The organism is Clostridium sp. SHJSY1, from assembly GCF_031626875.1.
Classification (GTDB): domain Bacteria; phylum Bacillota; class Clostridia; order Clostridiales; family Clostridiaceae; genus Clostridium.
The window spans coordinates 68,233-87,667 of the sequence record NZ_JANDMF010000001.1 but is presented as its reverse complement, the minus strand read 5'-3'; the positions used below and the strand labels follow the sequence as shown (position 1 = coordinate 87,667).

Below are 19,435 nucleotides of genomic sequence, written 5' to 3'. Positions count from 1 at the left end.
ATGAAAAAGCTTTCAGAAATGTTTAAAAAGCTTTGGTCGAAGTTTATGTCCTTTAGTAAAAAAGTGAGAATAGTAATAGTAGTTGCTATAGTAGCTACTATTATTGCACTAGTTAGTGTGGTGGTTTCTTCATCTGCTAATAAATATGATGTATTATTTTCAAATTTAGATTCAGCAGATGCAAAGACTGTGAAAGATAAATTAGAAAAAGATAAAGTAGACATGAAAGTACAAGGTAATTCAATTTTAGTTCCAAAAGATAAAGTTGATGAATTAAGACTTGAGTTATCAGGAGATCTTACATCAGGAAGTCAAGGGTATGAATTGATGGATAGTAGTAGTTCTTTTGGTATGACTGATGAAGAATTTAAGATTAAAAAGGTTAGAATGCTTCAAGGGGAACTAGAAAAATCAATAAAAAGTCTTGACCCTGTAGAAACGGCTAAAGTTAATATTACACCAGCTGAAGACTCAGTTTTTGTTAAGGACAAGCAAGCAGGAAAAGCTGCTGTTATATTAAAACTAAAACCAGGTGAAAAAATAACAGAAGATCAAGTAAAATCGATAGTTGCTATGGTTTCAATGAGTAATGAAAATATGCCTAAAGAAAATATAGAAGTTATTGATAGTAACATGAACTTGTTAACAAAGAATTTAGATAATGGGGATGGTACAGGAGTTACCTCAGAATCTTTAGAGAAACAAAATGATTTAGAAAAGAAATCAGGAGAAGAATTATCTGAAAAAATAGTAAATCAATTAGAACCAATTGTAGGAAAAGGTAAAGTTTCTGCAAATGTAAATGTTGATTTAGACTTTGATTCTAAAAAGAAAACAGAAAAAGCTGTAGACCCTAATAAAGTAATTGTTAGTCAACAAACTAATAAGGAGACTAACAATGCAGGAAATGGAACTACAAGTCAAAGTCCAGTTGATAATAATATGAGTAATACAATAGCTGGTAACAATTCCACATCTACCTCAACAAAAGAATCTCAAACTACAAATTATGAAAGTGGTAACACACAAACAGAGACAATAAGTGCTCCTGGTGAAGTGAAAAGATTAACTGCATCAGTATTTGTAGATGGGACTTTGGATGATGCAACAAGAACTCAATTAGAAAAAGCAATTGGAAATGCTATAGGTTTAGATGCAAATAGAGGTGATGAAATATCTCTTGTAGGTATGAATTTTGATACAGCTGCAAAAGATGAAGCTCAAGCTCAAGTTGATGCTTTTAATGCAGAAATAGCTACAGATAAGAGAAATAAACTTATAATGGTAGGGGTTATCGCAGGTGTAGTACTTATAGGAATTATATTAGGTATAGTTTTACTAAGAAGAAAGAAAAAGAAAGAAGACTTATTTGATGAAGTGGAAGATAGATCTCTTGACGTTGTTATAGATGATAATCTACCAATAGAAGATACTGCTCAATATGGCCCAATAGAATTTGAGGTTCCAAATAAGCAGGCTCATATCGAAAATGAGATTAAGAAATATGCCAAAGAAAAACCAGATCAGGTATTGGAAACTATTAAGTCTTGGTTAGCAGAAAATGAGAGGTGATGAAGTTGGCTAAAGAATCAAATAAATTAACTGGTATCCAAAAAGCTGCTATACTTTTCATAACACTTGGACCTGAAGCATCTTCAAATATTTTAAAAAAATTGCCTGAAGCGGAAATTCAGAAAATAACTTATGAAATAGCAAATATTACATCTGTTAATACTGAACAAAGAGAGAATATATTAGGCGAATTTTTAGAAATTAATAAGGCAAGAGATTATGTCTTAGAAGGTGGTATGGAATATGCAAGAACACTGCTTTCTAAAGCATTAGGAACACAAAGAGCTGGAGAAATACTTGAAAAGGTATCTGAAGCAACTCAACAGTACAGACCTTTTTCCATTGCTAGAAAGGCGGATGCTCATCAACTGTTAAATGCAATTACATATGAGCATCCTCAAACAATAGCTCTAATACTTTGTTATTTACCTCCTGATAAAGCTGCTCAAGTAATGGCAGAATTATCAGAAGAGACACAAAGTGAAGTTGCTCTCAGAATAGCTACTATGAAAGATACTTCGCCAATGGTAATAAAGGAAATAGAAAAAGTGCTAGAAAGCAAGTTGTCTTCTGTAGTAAGAACAGAGATGACAAGTCTTGGTGGAGTAGATACATTAGTTGGAATACTAAATCAAGTTGATAGAACAACTGAAAAGAATATTACAGAAAGTCTTGAAAGAGAAGATTCTGAACTTGCAGATAGAATTAAGAGCTCTATGTTCGTATTTGAAGATATTATTACTCTTGATGATATATCTATTCAAAGAATTCTTAGAGAAACTGATGTTAAAGATCTTGCACTTGCACTTAAAGGATGTTCAGAAGAAGTTGGCGAAGCTATTTTCAGAAATCAATCAAAAAGAGCTGCTGCTTCTTTAAAGGAAGATATGGAATTCTTAGGACCAGTAAGACTTATGGATGTTGAAAAAGCTCAACAAAAAATTGTTTCTGTAATTAGAAGGTTAGATGATGCAGGTGAAATAATTATCTCAAGGGGTGGTGAAGATGCAATCATCGTATAACCTAGTGAAAAAAAATCAAGTTCTAAGCGGTGAATCAAGAGTTATTTCTACTGAATATGATATTCGAAAAAAAGAAGAAAGTAATGTCACAGATCAAGATAAGCAAAGATATATTTCTAGTTATGAAAATATAGCTAAAAGTATTGTAGAGGAAGCTAGAAGAAATGGCGAAAAGATACGTTATCAAGCTATAAAAGAGGCAGAAATCTTAGAGAAGGAAGCTTATGAAAGAGGCTATGAACAAGGTTTAAATAACGGCTATGAAGATGGTAAAAAGGAAGCTATAGAAAGTATTATTCCTCAGGCTCAAGAAGAGGCTGAGGAGATGAAAGCAAGAGCACATAACATTCTTCAAGGGGCAACCCAGGATTACAATGATTATATGGAAAACAAAAAAGCAGACATAATTCAATTAGCTATGGCAATTTCAGAAAAAATACTTAAAAGAGAAGTATTAATGGGTGACGGAATTAATGAAATAATTGAAGAAGCTTTTGAGATGGCAAAGGGTGAAGAAAATATAATTATAAGGTGTAATGGAGAACATGAAGAAAATATAAAAGAAAAGATAGTATTATGGAAAACAACTTATAATATTTCCGGGGAAATTTTTGTGTTGACTAGTGATGAAATAGAGCCTGGAAACGCAATTATTGAAAAAAGTACTGGAAAAATAGAAATAGGAATAGATTTTGGTTTAGAAAGTATAAAGAAAGCCATAATAGTGTGAGAGTGAGTGAGAGATAATGGATATTAACTTTCAAGAACTAATTGATAAAGTAGAAGATACCACAACAATATACTCAGAAGGTGTAGTTAGTAGAGTTATTGGGTTAACAATTGAAGTTGAAGGTATCAAAGCCTTTGTAGGAGAGTTATGTAAAATATATAATCAACAGGGTAAACCTATTAATTGTGAAGTTGTTGGATTTAAAGAAAAACATGTAATACTAATGCCACTAGGGGAGCTTACTGGAGTTTCTGCAGGATGTAGAGTAGTGCCACAAAATAAGCCTCTTGGGGTGAGTTGTTCAGATAAATTGTTAGGTAAAATACTTGATGGACTTGGAAATCCTTATGATAGTGCAGAAGAACTTTTAGGAGTTAATTATCCACTTGAAAATGAACCACCAGATCCATTAAAGAGAATAAGAATAAAAGATGTAATGCCAACAGGGGTAAGAGCTATAGATGGGTTCTTAACTGTAGGAGAAGGACAAAGAATTGGTATATTTGCAGGTAGTGGTGTTGGTAAGAGTACAACCCTTGGAATGATAGCAAGAGAAGCTAGAGCAGATGTAAATGTAATTAGTCTTATTGGAGAAAGAGGAAGAGAGGTTCTTGAATTTATAGAAAAAGATTTAGGGCCAGAAGGTATGAAAAAATCAGTAGTAGTATGTGCTACATCTGATAAACCAGCTTTAATAAGAATGAAAGGAGCACTTACAGCTACAGCTATAGCTGAATATTTTAGAGATCAAGGAAAAAAAGTAATTTTGATGATGGATTCAGTAACAAGATTTGCTATGGCCCAAAGAGAAGTTGGACTAGCAATAGGGGAACCACCAGCAACAAAGGGATATACACCATCAGTTTTTGCAAAATTACCTAAGCTAATGGAGAGAGCAGGTACATCAGACAAAGGATCAATTACTGCTTTCTATACAGTTCTAGTTGATGGAGATGATTTTAATGAACCTATAGCAGATGCTGTTAGAGGTATTTTAGATGGACATATAGTTTTATCAAGAAAGCTAGCCCATAAAAATCATTATCCAGCAATAGATATACTAAATAGTGTAAGTAGACTTATGTCATCCATAGCAGAAAATGAGCATAAAGAAGCAGCTTCATATGCCAGAGATTTATTAGCTACATATAAAGAATCTGAAGATTTAATTAACATAGGGGCGTATGTAAGAGGAAGTAATCCCAAAATTGATACAGCCATTAGATATAATGAACCATTAGAAAAGTTTTTAAGACAAGGTATAGATGACAAAGCCACTTACGAAGATAGTATTGGAAACTTGACCACAATGTTTAATTAGGTAGTGGGGTGTTAAGATGGCTCAAAAATATAAATTTAGACTTCAAAAACTCTTAGAATTAAGAGAGGAAAAAGAAGAAGAAAGTAAGAGATTATTTTCTGAAAGTCAAAGTGATAAGATAAAAGTTGAAAATGAACTAAACAACTTGAAAGATAACTATGAAAGTTATAAAGGGATTAAACCAGGTGAAGATGTAATATATCAAAAAGTTAAGAGAAATTACCTGTTTGCCCTTGAAGGTGGAATAAAGGTAAAGGAAAATGAACTTGTTTTAAAGGAAAAAGAATTAGAGTTTAGACGAAAAGATTTAAAGGATAGACAGGTAGAAAGAAAAACTGTTGAAACTTTAAAAGAAAATGAATATTCAAGCTTTATCAAAGAACAGGATAGGCTAGAGCAGATAGATATTGATGAATTTGCTTTATATGCTTACATGAGAACTTTGAAAGGAGGTGAATAAGATGCAAACTAGTTTAAACTTAAATGTTGACATCCAAAAGGTTAGTGATATTTCTACTAAGAATAATAATTCACAAAAAAATAAGTCAGTAGATACTGATAATAAGTTTAATGACTATCTTCAAAAAGAGAAGAAGGTTAATGAAACACAAAAAAATGATACTGCAAATAACGATACAAAAAATATTTCTAAAAACGATAACGAATCTAATACTGATAATCAAGTAGAAAACTCAAAAGAAACAGATGAAAAGGTAGAAAAACTATCAAAAGATGATATTCTTATTTGTTTACAAGCACTAGTTAATGCTTTAAATCAAGCTACTGAAAGCAACATGGCTATGAATGAGAAAGTTGATATTATAAATAAACTTAATTCATCAATTAGTGATGGTTTAATTAATGCTTTAAACTTAAATCAAAACAATTTAGAAAGCGTTACTAATATTACTGCAAACATAAATAATAATTCTAACGCTAATTTAGATCCAGCTACTCTTATTAATAATTTATTACAACTTCTTAATACAACAAATGCAGGTGAATTGCTTGATCAGAAAAGTTTAACTATATCAGAAAGTTTACTTAAACAATTAGGATTAAAACTTGATGACAATACTAATTTAATGAGCAATGCTAATGGAATAAATGCTGCAGATGAAAAAAGTTTTATAAATGAATTAATAAACGAAGTTAAGGATAAAATTAATGCTCTAAACAGTAATGGAAATAAGGAAGTATTAAATAGTGATAACATTAATAAATTAATTATTTCAAAAGAAAATGTTACAGTCACTAATGAAGATGGAACAAATAATACTTCTGAAAAAGCTAATACTTTAACAAATCAAATCTCAACAAATGATAAATCAAATAATAGTAGTGAATATGAATCAAAGAAAGATTCAAATAGTAATTTTTCAAAAGATGAGAAAGTATTGAAATCTATCTTAGGAGAAGATAACAAGGAAACTTCAAAACTTTCCATGTTTACAATGAACACAGCACCAAAAGTTAATACTGAAGCTATTAAAGATGTACAAGTAATTAATAAAAATAATATGGCTGCTGATGTTGTAAAAAGTGTTAAATTTATGACTTCTAGTGATATGAAAGAGATGATAGTAAAAGTTAATCCAGGAAACTTAGGAGAAATTACTATTAAGTTAATCGAACAAGATGGAAATATGAAACTTAGTATTAAAGCTTCTGCAAAGGATACATATAATTTATTATCTCAACAAACAGCTGAAATAAAGAATCATTTAAGTAATCAAAACATAAAGATTCAAGAAGTTAATATAGGAGTTTATGAAGATGATACTACATTCTTTAAAGATGGTGAATTCCAAAATAATTTTTCTCAAGAAGAAAATAGAAGAGGAAATAGTCAGACAAACACTACTAGAGAAAGTTATTTAGAAGATGAAACTTTTGAGAATGAAGCAGAAGATATAAGCAATATTAATATGTTAGCATAGGAGGTTAATGATGGCTACAACAAGTACAGGTTCAAGTGTAACTGGGTTAAACTATTCAAAAACTTCGTCTACTCAAACTGAAAAAGGTACTAAAATAATGAAAAAAGGCGAAGGAATGGATAAAAGTTCATTTTTAAAAATACTTTCAGCTGAGCTTGGGCACCAAGATCCTACAAAAGATGTTGATTCAACAGCTTATGTAACTCAACTTGCTCAATTTGCATCTATGGAGCAAATGAATAACTTAAATGCAACTTTGGCTAAGAATTCAAATGAAAGTTTAGTAGGAAAAGGTGTAACAGTTAGTGATGTTGATAAGGATGGAAATAACTACACAGGAGTTGTATATGCAGTAAATACGAATGGCAATGATACAACGATTCAGTTACAAGTTAACAAAGATGGTGAAAATGTATATTTGCCCTTTGATATTAAGGATATTATTAGTGTGGTTAATGTACCAGATTATTCAATTCCACCACTTACTACTATGAATGGTAATATGTCTTTCTTATTAGCATCATCCTTTATAAATCAAAAGGTTGAACTTTCAGAAAAAGATGCTAGTGGAAATGCTCTTGCTGGTACAGTAAAAGGTGTGTTTAAAGATAATGGTGATATTAAAGTTAGAGTTCAATTAGATTCTGGAGAAATAAAAGAATACTCTTATGAGAAAGTCGCAAAAGTTGGGGATTATACTTCTACATCAACTACAACGACTAAGTAAGTATGGGTATAAGAAATAAGGTGATATTGTGGGCTATAGAATAATTAATGGGAAAGCATACCCCGTAGGAAATATAGGTGGCTTTCAAAAGGTTTCTACATCTACTTCAAAAAGTAATAATGAGACAAGCTTTAAAGATGTACTAAACCAGGCATTAGATAAAAATAGCGGATATACTTTATCAAAGCATGCAGCGGAGAGACTTGAGGAAATAGGTTTTTCAGAAAATGATATGAAAAATATAGAAAGAGGTTTTGCGCTTGCTAAGGGTAAAGGTGCTAAAAATTCAGTTATGGTATATAAGGATGTAGCACTAATTGCAAGTATTGAGAACAGAACAGTAATTACAGCGGTAGATAGAAAAAGGGCAGAGAGTAATGTTTTTACAAATGTAGACAGTGTTGTGATACTATAGGCTGGACCTAAATAATAAGAGGAAGCCTAACACTTGCTGAATGATAGAAGCAAGAATATATAAAATTTATGGAGGTCGAATTATATGTTAAGATCAATGTACTCAGGAATAAGTGGAATGAAGGTTAACCAAACTAAGCTAGATATTATAGGTAACAATATAGCTAATGTAAATACAACTGGATTTAAGTCTTCAAGAGCAAAATTTGCTGATTTATTAAGCCAAAATGCTTCAAATGCAATGGCACCTTCAGTAAATAAGGGTGGAACTAATGCAAAACAAGTTGGATTAGGTGTGCAACTTGCTAGTATAGATAAAATAATGACTCAAGGTTCTATGCAAACTACTAATAGAGCTTTAGACGTTGCAATAGATGGTGATGGATATTTTGTAGTAAGTGGTGGTCCTGCAATTGATGGTGATGGAACAATTCAAGTAAGCCATAAGCCAGGTGTGCATGCAATTACTGAGCAATCCCTTCAGAATTCAGGAAGTGAATTAAGTTTTACAAGAGATGGTGGATTTACAGTAGATAGCCAAGGAAATCTGTTAACTACTAGTGGATATAGAGTTATGGGTTATTCATTAACTAATGATGATAATGCTATCAGCGCAACATCAGGCTCTCCATCAGCAGTAGAAGCAGGTGGTCTTAAATTTGCATTTGGACCTGGGTCACAATTAAATGGGTATAGTGTAGTTTTAGGAAAAGTTGGACCTGGAACTTCAACAGATTGTAATGTTGATGTGGCACAAAAGCAAATAGTAGTTAATGGAGATTTTTCAAATAGTGGGAACTTAAAGGCTGATCAAGTTCAAGATGCTATAGGGAAGGCGTTAACAGCTGTAGGAATATCTCAATCTATGGCGGTTTCAGGTAATGTTAGAATAATAGAAGGAATAGATCCTATATCAATAAATGGAGGAACTGATGCAACTGCTCCTGGAACAGTTCAAGTTGGTGGATTTTCAGTAAGCTTTGAAAAAAGTGATAAGTTAAATGGATATTCTTTTGAAATAGGGTCTATTAATGGAGGCTCAACAGGACAAGATCTTGAGATAAATGTTGATAGCACATTGAAGAAAATTGTTATTAATGGTAACTTTGTAGAGGGAAAAGTTACTCAAGAGGCATTAAAACCTCAACTTAATACTGTTCTTGCTGATAAGCTTTCTACAGATGGTGCGAATTTAATTAAGAATGTTACAGGTAGTGCTATAAGCTTGGGGGTTATTAAAGATACAACAGGAACATCTTCAGGAGCCGTAACACCAACACTAACAATGGATTCTGCAGGATCAACACCAGTAACAACACCAGGATATCTTTCAGGATTTGATGTAACACTTACAGGAAAAGGAGATTCACTTAATAAGTATATCCTTAAAATAAATAACACATCAAATGTTGGAGATGTTAATGTAAATGTTGATACATCAGGAGTTATAAATATTTCTGGGAATGTACAAGCTATAAAGAATACAGATATTAACTATACTACATTACTTAATAATCTAAATACGAAAATAACTTCTCAATTAAGTGCTAAAGGAATAACAGATGTTGGATTTAGTGTTGCAGGGTCTTATGATTCAACTAAAGATATTAATACAAATGTAACATATATTACAGGTGGTAAAGATCAAGTTTCTGCAAAACCAACTGGTATATCTGTTGGAGGATTCTCAATTTCTATTCCAGGACCAGATGATTTAGCTGCAGCAGGAGTAAATGTAACTGATTTTGATGATTTAGAGTTTGTAGTAGTAGATGTTAACTCTAATACATTGAATGTTCAGTATGATTCATCAACAACTCCAAAAAAAGTTAAAATTTCAGGTGACTTTACATCAGGATCAGGAGTATCAGCAAACGACCTTAGAGATAAATTAAGAAGTGAGCTATCAACTATTTTAGGAACTGCATCAAGTAAATTAACTGTTTCTGGAACAGCAAGAATGTATACAGGACTTTCTTCAGATAAAATTTCAGGAGGTCTTTCAGATAAGAATCCAGCATCATTAGAAAATGTTTTAGGAAGCATGAAATTTGATATTACAGGGGGAGCGGCATTAAATGGTTATAAGATACAAATAGGAACTGTTTCGCCAAATACTCCACTTTCAGCAGCAATAGATACTAAAGATAAAACTATAACAGTTAGTGGTGATTTTGTAACAAGGGATGCTGTAACAGCAAAGGATGTTGAAGCTGAGATTAATAAGAAATTAATTGCTGCAGGTAGTTTAGGAAGAGTAAAACTAGGAAGTGGTAGCTCAATAAATATAGATAAAAATGTAGCGGTTTCTGAAGCTACTAATGGTGGTACTTCTGTACAAAGTTTAGGGACAGATGGTGAAGTGTATTATGTAAATGCTAGTAATAATTTAAAATCTTATGATGGTAATCTAAAAACATTGAAGATTCCAGAAAAGGTTACAATAGCAGGAACAAGTACAGAACTTAGAGTAAAAACTTACTCAATATCTGGAACAGGTGTAATCAATGCAACACTTGAAGATGGAAGAGTTGCAGCTCTTGGACAAATAGCTATGGCTAGCTTTAAGAATCCAGAAGGCTTAACAAGTTCAGGTAATAACTTATTTAGTAAATCAGTTAACTCAGGTGACCCTGTAATTAAGAGTGGTGTAGGTACACTAGGTGAAGATAATAGTGCAGGTTATGGAGATAATGTTCAAGGATACCTTGAAATGTCAAATGTTGATTTAGCAGAGCAATTTACAGATATGATAGTTACAACTAAAGCTTTCCAAGCATCTAGTAAAATGATATCTACAGGTGATGATATCTTAACAGAAATCATTAATCTTAAGAGATAGTTAATAAAACATAGGATTATTATATAGGATTAAGGTTAACTTAATCCTATATAATAAAATTTTATAAAATAAAACTATGGAAATAAGGTGAAAAAATGATAGATGTAACTGGTATGAATAATAAAGAGTTTGTTTTAAATGCAGATCATATAGAAAAGTTAGAAGAAGTCCCTGAAACTATAATTACTTTAACAAATGGGAAAAAATACATAGTACTGCAAAGTATAGAAGAGGTAAAAAAAAGGGTAATTAATTACAAAAGAAGCATATTTAAAGGCGATTTCTAGAAGAATAATAATATAGGATTAAAATACTGCAATATTTATTAGTTTTGATTAATTGGAGCAAAAAGAGTGGGAGTGATTTAAATGGCTAAGAACGAAAATACTGAAACGGAAAATTCACCTAAAAAGGGTAATAAAACAGTACTTCTAATTATTATAGGTTTTGTTATACTGGGGGTAACTACTTTTTGTGCGGTATATTATTATATGTCCACACATGAATCTGTAAAGGTAGAAAAAGTAGAAACCACTACATATCAACTTATGGAAGATACACAAATTAATTTAAGTGACAAAAATGCAAAAAAATATCTAAAAACATCTGTGGCATTAACTTATGATAAAACAAATAAAGATCTTGGAAAAGAAATAGAAGAAAAGAAATTAATTATTCAAGATGCTACTGTATGGTATTTAAAATCAAAACAGTCTGCTGATTTTGAGTCAGAAAATAAAGATGAACTAAAAAAAGGTTTAGTAGAAAGATTAAACAAGGAATTAGACAAAGGCAAAGTAATAGATGTTCTATTCACTGGAGAAAAAAGTACTAATTTCGTAGTTCAATAATTATATGGAATTATACAAAGATATTATAAAACTTGTAATTGGACTAATAGTTGTCTTTGGATTAATGATTATAGCATTAAAGTATGGAAGGCAAGGAATAAAGAAAAGTACAAGTAAAAAATACATAAAAATAGTTGATAAAACTCAAATATCAAAAGACAGTTTTATAGCTGTTGTACGTACTGGAGAGGTTGGAATGGTAATACTCACAGCCCCTGGACATACAGAAAAGCTAAAGGATTTATCAAAGGAAGAAGTAGATAAGATTGAAAATGACAATGAAGAATACCTTAAAGAGATGACACAAATTTATGATAAATTTATCATGTATATTAAGGAAAATCTTCATTTAACTATAAGCAAAATAAAGTCAAAGGAAGATAAGCATGAATAAAAACAAGAGAAAGCTATTATATATGGTTTTGTTTTCTATAGCTATAATTGGATTTACAGGCGTTATAGCTAATGCTGCACCAGCTACAGTAGATTTACCTAATGTAAATATAGATGTTGGTGGAGCTGGAACAAGTAATGATTACGTATCAAACATAAAATTGCTTATATTCTTTACTGTTTTAAGTGTGTTGCCATCTATAGTTATTATGGCAACATCTTTTACTAGGATAGTTGTTGTATTTTCATTTTTGAAAAGTGCTATTGGTGCTACACAATCAATACCTAATCAAATATTAACTGGGCTTGCAATATTTTTAACAGTTTTTATAATGATGCCAGTTTATACCCAGATGAATGAAAAAGCAATAAAACCTTATTTGGATAATACCATAACTCAACAGCAAGCTATTGATGAAGGGTCAAAACCATTAAGAGAATTTATGTATAAGCAAACAAGACAAAAAGATTTAGAGCTATTTGTAGAAATAGCCAACTTACCAAATGCAGATAAACTAGATAAAGATACAGTTCCAATGTACGTAATTATACCTGCATTTGCAATTAGTGAATTAAAAACTGCATTTGAAATTGGATTTTTAATATATCTACCATTTTTACTTATAGATATTGTAGTTGGTAGTGTATTAATGTCTATGGGGATGTTTATGTTACCTCCAGCTATGGTGTCATTACCTTTCAAATTATTATTGTTTGTTATGGTAGATGGATGGTATCTATTAGTAAAATCCTTGATTATGAGTTTTGGGTGAGGTGTGAGTAAATGAGTGAGAGTTTAGTAATTGGCATCATAAAAGATGGAATAGTAACAGGTTTAGAGGTATCAGCACCTATTTTAGGTGTAGCTATGATACTTGGCTTAATAATAAGTATCCTTCAAGCAACAACACAAATACAAGAGCAAACACTTACTTTTGTTCCTAAATTAATAGGGGTTGCTGCATTAGGAATATTTTTAGGTAGCTGGATGCTACATACTGTTATGAATTTTACAGAAAGAATATTTGAAATGATTTCTAAAATTACAATTTAGGAGGAGGTAGAGCAGTTTGATTGATACAGCCTACTTTCTTGCTATATTTTTAATATTTTTAAGATTAACCACTTTCTTTTTTGTTGTTAAGGTGTTTTATCCAAAGGGAACTCCTAACATACTTAAGGGAGCTATAGGAATTATTTTATCTTTAGCAGTTGCTGCAAGGGTAGATTACAAGGTTGTGCTAGAGATTTCCAATAATTATGCGTTGGCCTTAGCCATAATAAGTGAAGTTATGAGTGGCTTGATTTTAGGATATATAATCAATGCTATTTTTGATGTAATAAAAATGGCTGGAGCTTTTATGGATAATCAACTTGGTTTAACCATGATGAATATGCTAAATCCAAGTGATAATACAAATAATACATTACTAGCTAATTTTTCTTATTACATAGGTGCTGTTATATTTTTTATAGTAGATGGTCATCATGTTTTAATTAGGTGTATAATGTCAAGTTTTGATGTTGTAAAGATTGGGCAATCTATACTATTTCAGGATACTTTTTACACAGTGCTTGATGCATTTATTAAATATTTCATTATAGGAGTTAGAATAGCACTGCCTATTATTATTATCGGACTAATTACAGATCTCTGTATGTCTTTAGTATCAAGAACTGTACCGGCAATTAATGTAATGGTACTAGGAATGCCTGTACGACTTGTTGTAGGACTTTTAACTTTTGTAGTATTTTTGCCTATAATGATAAAAATATTTGTTTCAACATTTGGAACAATACCAGATGTGTTGAGTAAAGTACTAAAAAGTATGGCAGCAATGCCACTAGTTATGTTAGTTGCAAGTGATGATAAAACTGAAGAAGCTACACCTAAGAAAAAGAGTGAAGCTAGAAAAAAAGGTCAAATAGCTAAAAGTAAAGATGTTGGTTTAGCTATGACTATGTTAGCTTGCACAATGGTAATTATGTTATTCAGTGGAATGATAGTTGTTAATTTAAGAAATTATATGCAACATACTTTACAAGCTGGAATTTTAGAAAGCTTGGATATGGTGTCAATAAAATATATATTCATGAATTTAATAGTAGAATCATTAAAAGCAATATTTCCAGTAGCTATTCCTATAATGATTGCAGGGGTTGCAGGAAGTATAATGCAAACAGGATTTATGCTTACAGGAGAGCCTTTAAAACCAAAGCTAAGCAAATTAAATCCGCTATCAGGACTTAAAAATATGTTTTCGAAAAAAAGTTTAGCAGATTTGATAAAAAATTTAATTGTTGTTTCTATAGTAGGATTTATAAGTTATAAATATGTGGTGAATAATTATTATTCTATACTTCAGATGTCAAGCTCATATCTTCCTTCTCTTGGAAAGGATATTTTAAATCTGTTTTCTGGAATTTTTGTTCAGATAAGTATAGTGCTAATAATTATAGCTGCAGCAGATTTTTTTGTACAATTAAGATTTTATAATAAAGATATGCGAATGACAAAACAAGAAATTAAAGAAGAATATAAGCAAATGGAGGGTGACCCTCAATTAAAGAGTAAAATTAAACAAAAGCAAAGAGAAATGGCTACTAAAAGAATGATGTCTTCAGTACCAGATGCAACGGTAGTAATAACAAATCCAACTCATTTAGCTATAGCTATAAAATATGAGGATGGTTCTATGGAAGCTCCAAAGGTAGTAGCAAAAGGAGCTGAATTGGTTGCTTTAAAAATAAAAGAAATAGCGAAAGAAAATAATGTACCTATTATGGAAAACAAACCATTAGCAAGGATGATTTATGAACAAGTTGAGATAGATCAAGAAATACCACATGATATGTATCAAGCTGTAGCTGAAGTTTTAGCTTTAGTATTTAAGCTAAAAAAATAAAAACATATCAGGTATTCACAAAGGTGGGATAAATTTGCAAGCGATAAATACAAAAAAATTTGATATAAAAAATAATTTAGATGTAATAGTAGCATTTGGTGTAATTGCTATAGTTATGATGATTATTATACCTTTGCCAAAATTAATGTTAGATATTCTGTTGGCATTTAATATAACATTATCTATTGTGATAATACTCATTACTATGTTTACAACAAATGTATTACAATTATCTGTATTTCCGACTCTATTATTGGTAACTACATTGTTTAGATTAGCACTGAATATATCGTCTACAAGGCTGATTTTATCAGAGGCTGATGCTGGAGAAATAATCGCAGCTTTTGGAGAATTTGTTATTAGAGGTAACTATGTGGTTGGTATAATAATCTTCTTGATTATTGTCATAATTCAATTTATAGTTATAACTAATGGTGCAGGTAGAGTATCTGAAGTATCAGCAAGATTTACTTTAGATGCAATGCCTGGTAAACAAATGAGTATAGATGCTGATTTAAATTCAGGACTTATTGATGAAGCTACAGCTAAAAAGAGAAGAAATGATTTACAATCTGAGGCAGACTTTTATGGAGCTATGGATGGTGCTTCAAAGTTCGTTAAAGGTGATGCAATAGCCTCAATTATAATTACAGCGATAAATATTGTTGGTGGTATTATAATAGGTGTAATGATGCATAGTATGGATGCAGCTACAGCAGCTCAGACATATGTAAGATTGTCAGTAGGGGATGGACTTGTGTCTCAGGTTCCTGCGTTATTGATTTCTACAGCTTCTGGTATATTGGTAACTCGTTCTGGTAGCTCAGATAACTTTGGTAAAACTTTTGCAACTCAACTTACAGCTTTTCCAATAGCAGCAGCAATAGCAAGTGGTGTAATGTTATTTTTAAGTTTGGTGCCTAACATGCCAAAGTTTGCTTTCTTTACAGCGGCATTAGCCATGGGAGTACTTGCTTATCTTCTATACAAAGAAGAGAATAAGAAGCAACAGATTGAAATGGCTATGGAAGAAGAGGACCTAGTTGAGATGGAGAAATCAGCAGAGCCTGAAAATGTAATGAATCTTATTTCAGTTGAGCCTATGGAAGTAGAGATTGGATATGGACTAATTCCTTTAGCGGATGAATCAACTGGTGGAGATTTACTTCAAAGAATTGCATCAGTAAGAAGACAATGTGCAATAGAGATGGGAATAATAGTTCAACCAATAAGAATAAGAGATAACCTTCAATTAAAGACAAATGAATATGTCATTAAGATTAGGGGAACAGTAATAGCTTCAGCAGAGCTTATGGCAAGTATGTTATTATGTATGGATCCTAATGGAGAAAGTTCAGAAATGCAAGGAATTAAGACAGTTGAACCAACCTTCAATTTACCAGCTATATGGATAAATAAAGATCAAAGGGAGGAAGCTGAAATCAGAGGATTAACTGTAGTAGATCCAACAACTGTTATGGTCACACACTTAACAGAAACAATTAAAGCTCACTCATATGAATTATTAGGAAGACAAGAAGTTAAACTAATAGTAGATAATTGCAGAGAGAAATATGGTGCAGTGGTTGAAGAACTGATACCTGATTTAATGACAATCGGAGAATTACAAAAAGTATTACAAAATTTATTAAAGGAAAAAGTTCCAATAAAAGATATGGTAACAATAATGGAGTCATTAGCAGATAATTCAAGAAATACAAAAGATATTGAATTATTAACTGAGTATGTTAGATTTGCACTTGCAAGGACAATATGTAATCAAATAGTTAATGAAGAAAGAGCCGTTACAGTAGTTACCTTAGCTCCTGACCTGGAAGAGCTTGTTGCGGCAAATGTTCAAAAGTCAATTCATGGTTCATTCCCTACAATTGACCCAGATACAACGACAAGGATTTTCCACAACATTAGAGAAACCATTGATTCAGTATATTTCTATAACAATCAACCAGTAATATTAGTTTCACCTAATATTAGATCAGTATTTAGAAAATTAGTTGAAATGGCATTTCCTCATATTATGGTAGTTTCATTAAATGAAATACCAAATGATGTTGAAATAAGAACTGAAGGAGTTGTAATAGTCTAGATGGTTATTAAAAAATATACAGCAAAGAATATGAATGAAGCTCTTACTAGAATTAGATATGAACTTGGTAAAGAAGCAGTTATTATAAGTCAGAGAAAAATTAAGAAACCTGGGATTAAAGGATTTTTTTCAGGAAAATTGATAGAAGTTACTGCAGCTATTGAAAATTCTACATTAGGTGCAACTAAGAAAACAGAAGAAAAACAAGTAGAGGATAGCTTTGAAAAATCTCTAAATGATCTTAAGAAAGTTATGAATAAAGAGTTTGGAGAAAAGAAACCAGTTCAAGTTGAGAAAGAAAGCAGTAAGATTGAATCAGAAGTAGCTGAGATGAAGGAACTTTTAAATCAAGTAATTAAGAATACAGATAAGGGGGAAGCTCAAGAAGATGAACTACTTACCCTTATAAAAGATTTAGATATAGATGTAGATTTTTATGATGAATTAAAAGATAAGGTTGGAAGTGAAGAGCCAAGGAAAAAACTTCGTGAAGTAATTGAAAGTGAAATTGAAATAGCTGAAGATGAACTTCATGGCAATGTGGTTTTTGTTGGACCTACAGGAGTAGGAAAAACTACAACAATAGCAAAGTTAGCTGGAAGACTTTCTCTTATAGATAAAAAGAAAGTTGGGCTAATAACAGTAGATACATATAGAATAGGGGCTGTTGAGCAGCTTAAAACATATGCTGAAATAATGAACATCCCATTTAAAGTTGTAATAACTATGAAAGAAATGGAAGAAGCGGTAGAGTCAATGAAAGATTGTGACATAGTATTAATAGATACTACAGGAAGAAGCAGTAAGAATACTATGCAAATTTCAGAGCTTAGAGCTTTTGTTCAAAAAGCTAATCCAAATTCTATTAACTTAGTAATAAGTGCAACTACTAAAAATAGAGATATTAAAACAATTTTAGAAGGATATAAAGAACTAGACTATAAGAGTGTAATAATTACTAAACTTGATGAAACTTCAGTTTATGGATGTTTATATAACATTCAAAAAGTTGCTAATGAGCCTTTAAGGTTTGTTACTACTGGACAGAATGTTCCAGATGACATAAAGGCTCCCACAAAAAATGATATTATAAGGTTCATATTTGGGGAGGAAATCTTATGTTAGACCAAGCAGAAAGATTAAGAAGATTGGTTAATGAAGATAACAATGAAGTAGAGAAAAAAGCAAAAATAATTACTGTAACATCTGGAAAAGGTGGAGTAGGTAAGAGTAATTTTGTAGTTAATTTAGGGATAACTCTTCAAAAAAAGGGAAAAAAAGTACTGATTTTTGATGCGGATATAGGTATGGGTAATGATGATGTACTTATGGGTGTTTATCCAAAATACAATGTTTTTGATTTAATAAAAGGTAGAAATATAGAAGAGGTACTTGTAGAGGGTCCAGAGGGAATAATGTTATTACCAGGTGGATCTGCTTTAAATCAAGTAGAAGATCTTCAAAGCAATGAAAGAGAAATATTTTTAAAAAAGTTAGAGAGCTTGGATGGTTTTGACTATATATTAATGGATACTGGAGCTGGTATAAGTAGAAGTGTATTAGCATTTATAGCTTGTTCTGAAGAACTTATAGTAATAACAACTCCAGAACCAACATCATTAACTGATGCATATAGTCTATTAAAAGCTACAAATCATTTTAAAATTAAAGATAAAGCCAAAATTATAGTTAATAGAGCTTATACTAAGGAGGAGGGTAAAGAAACTTTCTATAAGTTTCAAATGGCTATACATAAATTTTTAGCTTTGAGAGTGGAGTATTTAGGATGTATTTTGGATGATAGAAAACTTGTTCAAGGGGTGAGAGAGCAGGTACCATTTGTGCTCTCATATCCAAGTTCTGATGCTTCAAAATCAATAGAAGAAATCTCAGTAAAACTTTTAGGAGAAAATACAGAAAATAAATTGGGAGCGCATGGGTTATTTAAAAAGCTATTCGGTTTATTTACGTAGGGGGAGAACAAATGGAAAAATTAGATCTTAATATTAATGGGAGTATTTTGATTATCCAAGATGAAGATATTTATAAATGTACAATACAAGATATACAGAAAGATGTATTTTGTATTGGATTACCAGTAAAAGAAGGAAATTATTTAATTTTGCAGCCTGATGAGGTTATAACTATTAATTATTATGTTGAGGGTGGTAACTACTTTGAGTTTCAAACAAAAATTATAGAAAGATTAACAGAAGGTAATGTATCACTATATAAGCTTGTAAAGCCTGAAAAAGCTAAAATGATTCAAAGAAGAAATTATTTTAGAGTTAATTTATTAGAATACACTGTCTATAGAAAAGAAGATACAGGAGACCGTGATTGGTATCAAGGTGAACTTTTAGATTTAAGTGGGGGAGGCTTTAGGATAAAAGTTAGGGAAAAGCTTAATATGGGAGATAAAATAGAAGTAAGCTTTAATGATGAAGGTGGGAAATATTCACTTATGGGTACAATAATAAGATGTGATAAAAGAAGTGTCAAGGATTATATATGTGGTGTTGAATTTGTTGATATTGAAGAAAAAGATAGAGACAAGATCATAAAAAAGGTATTTACTGTAATGAGAAAACAAAGAGAACTTAATTAATA

19 protein-coding genes are annotated in these 19,435 nt (G+C 31.2%); all 19 read left to right on the top strand.

Annotation, left to right across the window (positions count from 1 at the left end; translation table 11 throughout):
* Positions 1-1,572 (top strand): flagellar basal-body MS-ring/collar protein FliF, encoded by a 1,572-nt coding sequence (gene fliF, locus NNC19_RS00385; protein WP_310936598.1) that lies wholly within the window; start codon positions 1-3, stop codon positions 1,570-1,572.
* A gap of 5 nt (positions 1,573-1,577) precedes the next feature.
* Positions 1,578-2,594 carry a flagellar motor switch protein FliG gene (gene fliG, locus NNC19_RS00380; protein ID WP_310936597.1) on the top strand — a complete coding sequence of 339 codons (1,017 nt, stop codon included), beginning with the start codon at positions 1,578-1,580 and terminating at the stop codon, positions 2,592-2,594.
* Between the two features lie 4 nt (positions 2,595-2,598).
* Positions 2,599-3,324, top strand: coding sequence for a FliH/SctL family protein (locus tag NNC19_RS00375; RefSeq protein WP_310936596.1), 726 nt, complete (start codon positions 2,599-2,601; stop codon positions 3,322-3,324).
* Positions 3,325-3,340: 16 nt separating this feature from the next.
* Positions 3,341-4,645 (top strand): flagellar protein export ATPase FliI, encoded by a 1,305-nt coding sequence (gene fliI / locus NNC19_RS00370; RefSeq protein ID WP_396136382.1) that lies wholly within the window; start codon positions 3,341-3,343, stop codon positions 4,643-4,645.
* Positions 4,646-4,661: 16 nt separating this feature from the next.
* Positions 4,662-5,105: a flagellar export protein FliJ gene (gene fliJ, locus NNC19_RS00365; RefSeq protein ID WP_310936595.1), complete on the top strand. Its 444-nt coding sequence runs from the start codon at positions 4,662-4,664 to the stop codon at positions 5,103-5,105.
* A 1-nt stretch (position 5,106) separates the two neighbouring features.
* Positions 5,107-6,585: a flagellar hook-length control protein FliK gene (locus NNC19_RS00360; RefSeq protein WP_310936594.1), complete on the top strand. Its 1,479-nt coding sequence runs from the start codon at positions 5,107-5,109 to the stop codon at positions 6,583-6,585.
* A 10-nt stretch (positions 6,586-6,595) separates the two neighbouring features.
* Positions 6,596-7,312, top strand: a complete 717-nt coding sequence (locus NNC19_RS00355) for a flagellar hook capping FlgD N-terminal domain-containing protein (protein WP_310936593.1) — start codon at positions 6,596-6,598, stop codon at positions 7,310-7,312.
* A 28-nt stretch (positions 7,313-7,340) separates the two neighbouring features.
* Positions 7,341-7,727, top strand: a complete 387-nt coding sequence (locus tag NNC19_RS00350; protein WP_310936592.1) for a TIGR02530 family flagellar biosynthesis protein — start codon at positions 7,341-7,343, stop codon at positions 7,725-7,727.
* An 84-nt stretch (positions 7,728-7,811) separates the two neighbouring features.
* Complete coding sequence (locus NNC19_RS23475; protein ID WP_396136381.1) at positions 7,812-10,568, top strand: flagellar hook-basal body complex protein; 2,757 nt, start codon at positions 7,812-7,814, stop codon at positions 10,566-10,568.
* 95 nt (positions 10,569-10,663) lie between these two features.
* Positions 10,664-10,855, top strand: a complete 192-nt coding sequence (locus NNC19_RS00335; protein ID WP_310936591.1) for a flagellar FlbD family protein — start codon at positions 10,664-10,666, stop codon at positions 10,853-10,855.
* 81 nt (positions 10,856-10,936) lie between these two features.
* The gene (fliL, locus tag NNC19_RS00330; protein ID WP_310936590.1) at positions 10,937-11,419 is read left to right on the top strand and encodes a flagellar basal body-associated FliL family protein; all 483 of its coding nucleotides are present in this window, start codon (positions 10,937-10,939) and stop codon (positions 11,417-11,419) included.
* 4 nt (positions 11,420-11,423) lie between these two features.
* The gene (locus NNC19_RS00325) at positions 11,424-11,813 is read left to right on the top strand and encodes a flagellar biosynthetic protein FliO (RefSeq protein ID WP_310936589.1); all 390 of its coding nucleotides are present in this window, start codon (positions 11,424-11,426) and stop codon (positions 11,811-11,813) included.
* Positions 11,806-12,585, top strand: a complete 780-nt coding sequence (gene fliP / locus NNC19_RS00320; protein ID WP_310936588.1) for a flagellar type III secretion system pore protein FliP — start codon at positions 11,806-11,808, stop codon at positions 12,583-12,585. Before NNC19_RS00325 ends, fliP begins: the two co-directional genes overlap by 8 nt.
* Before the next feature lie 11 nt (positions 12,586-12,596).
* Positions 12,597-12,866 carry a flagellar biosynthesis protein FliQ gene (fliQ, locus tag NNC19_RS00315; RefSeq protein WP_310936587.1) on the top strand — a complete coding sequence of 90 codons (270 nt, stop codon included), beginning with the start codon at positions 12,597-12,599 and terminating at the stop codon, positions 12,864-12,866.
* Between the two features lie 16 nt (positions 12,867-12,882).
* Entirely contained in the window at positions 12,883-14,718 is a 1,836-nt protein-coding gene (locus NNC19_RS00310; protein ID WP_310936586.1) for a fused FliR family export protein/FlhB family type III secretion system protein, read from the top strand.
* 43 nt (positions 14,719-14,761) lie between these two features.
* On the top strand, positions 14,762-16,825 hold the full coding sequence (gene flhA / locus NNC19_RS00305) for a flagellar biosynthesis protein FlhA (protein ID WP_396136386.1): 2,064 nt from the start codon (positions 14,762-14,764) through the stop codon (positions 16,823-16,825).
* A complete protein-coding gene (gene flhF / locus NNC19_RS00300; protein WP_310936584.1) occupies positions 16,826-17,950 on the top strand; it encodes a flagellar biosynthesis protein FlhF in 1,125 nt (374 codons plus the stop codon).
* Positions 17,944-18,798, top strand: coding sequence for a MinD/ParA family protein (locus tag NNC19_RS00295; protein ID WP_310936583.1), 855 nt, complete (start codon positions 17,944-17,946; stop codon positions 18,796-18,798). Before flhF ends, NNC19_RS00295 begins: the two co-directional genes overlap by 7 nt.
* 11 nt (positions 18,799-18,809) lie before the next feature.
* The gene (locus tag NNC19_RS00290) at positions 18,810-19,433 is read left to right on the top strand and encodes a PilZ domain-containing protein (RefSeq protein ID WP_310936582.1); all 624 of its coding nucleotides are present in this window, start codon (positions 18,810-18,812) and stop codon (positions 19,431-19,433) included.
* Positions 19,434-19,435: the final 2 nt, after the last annotated feature.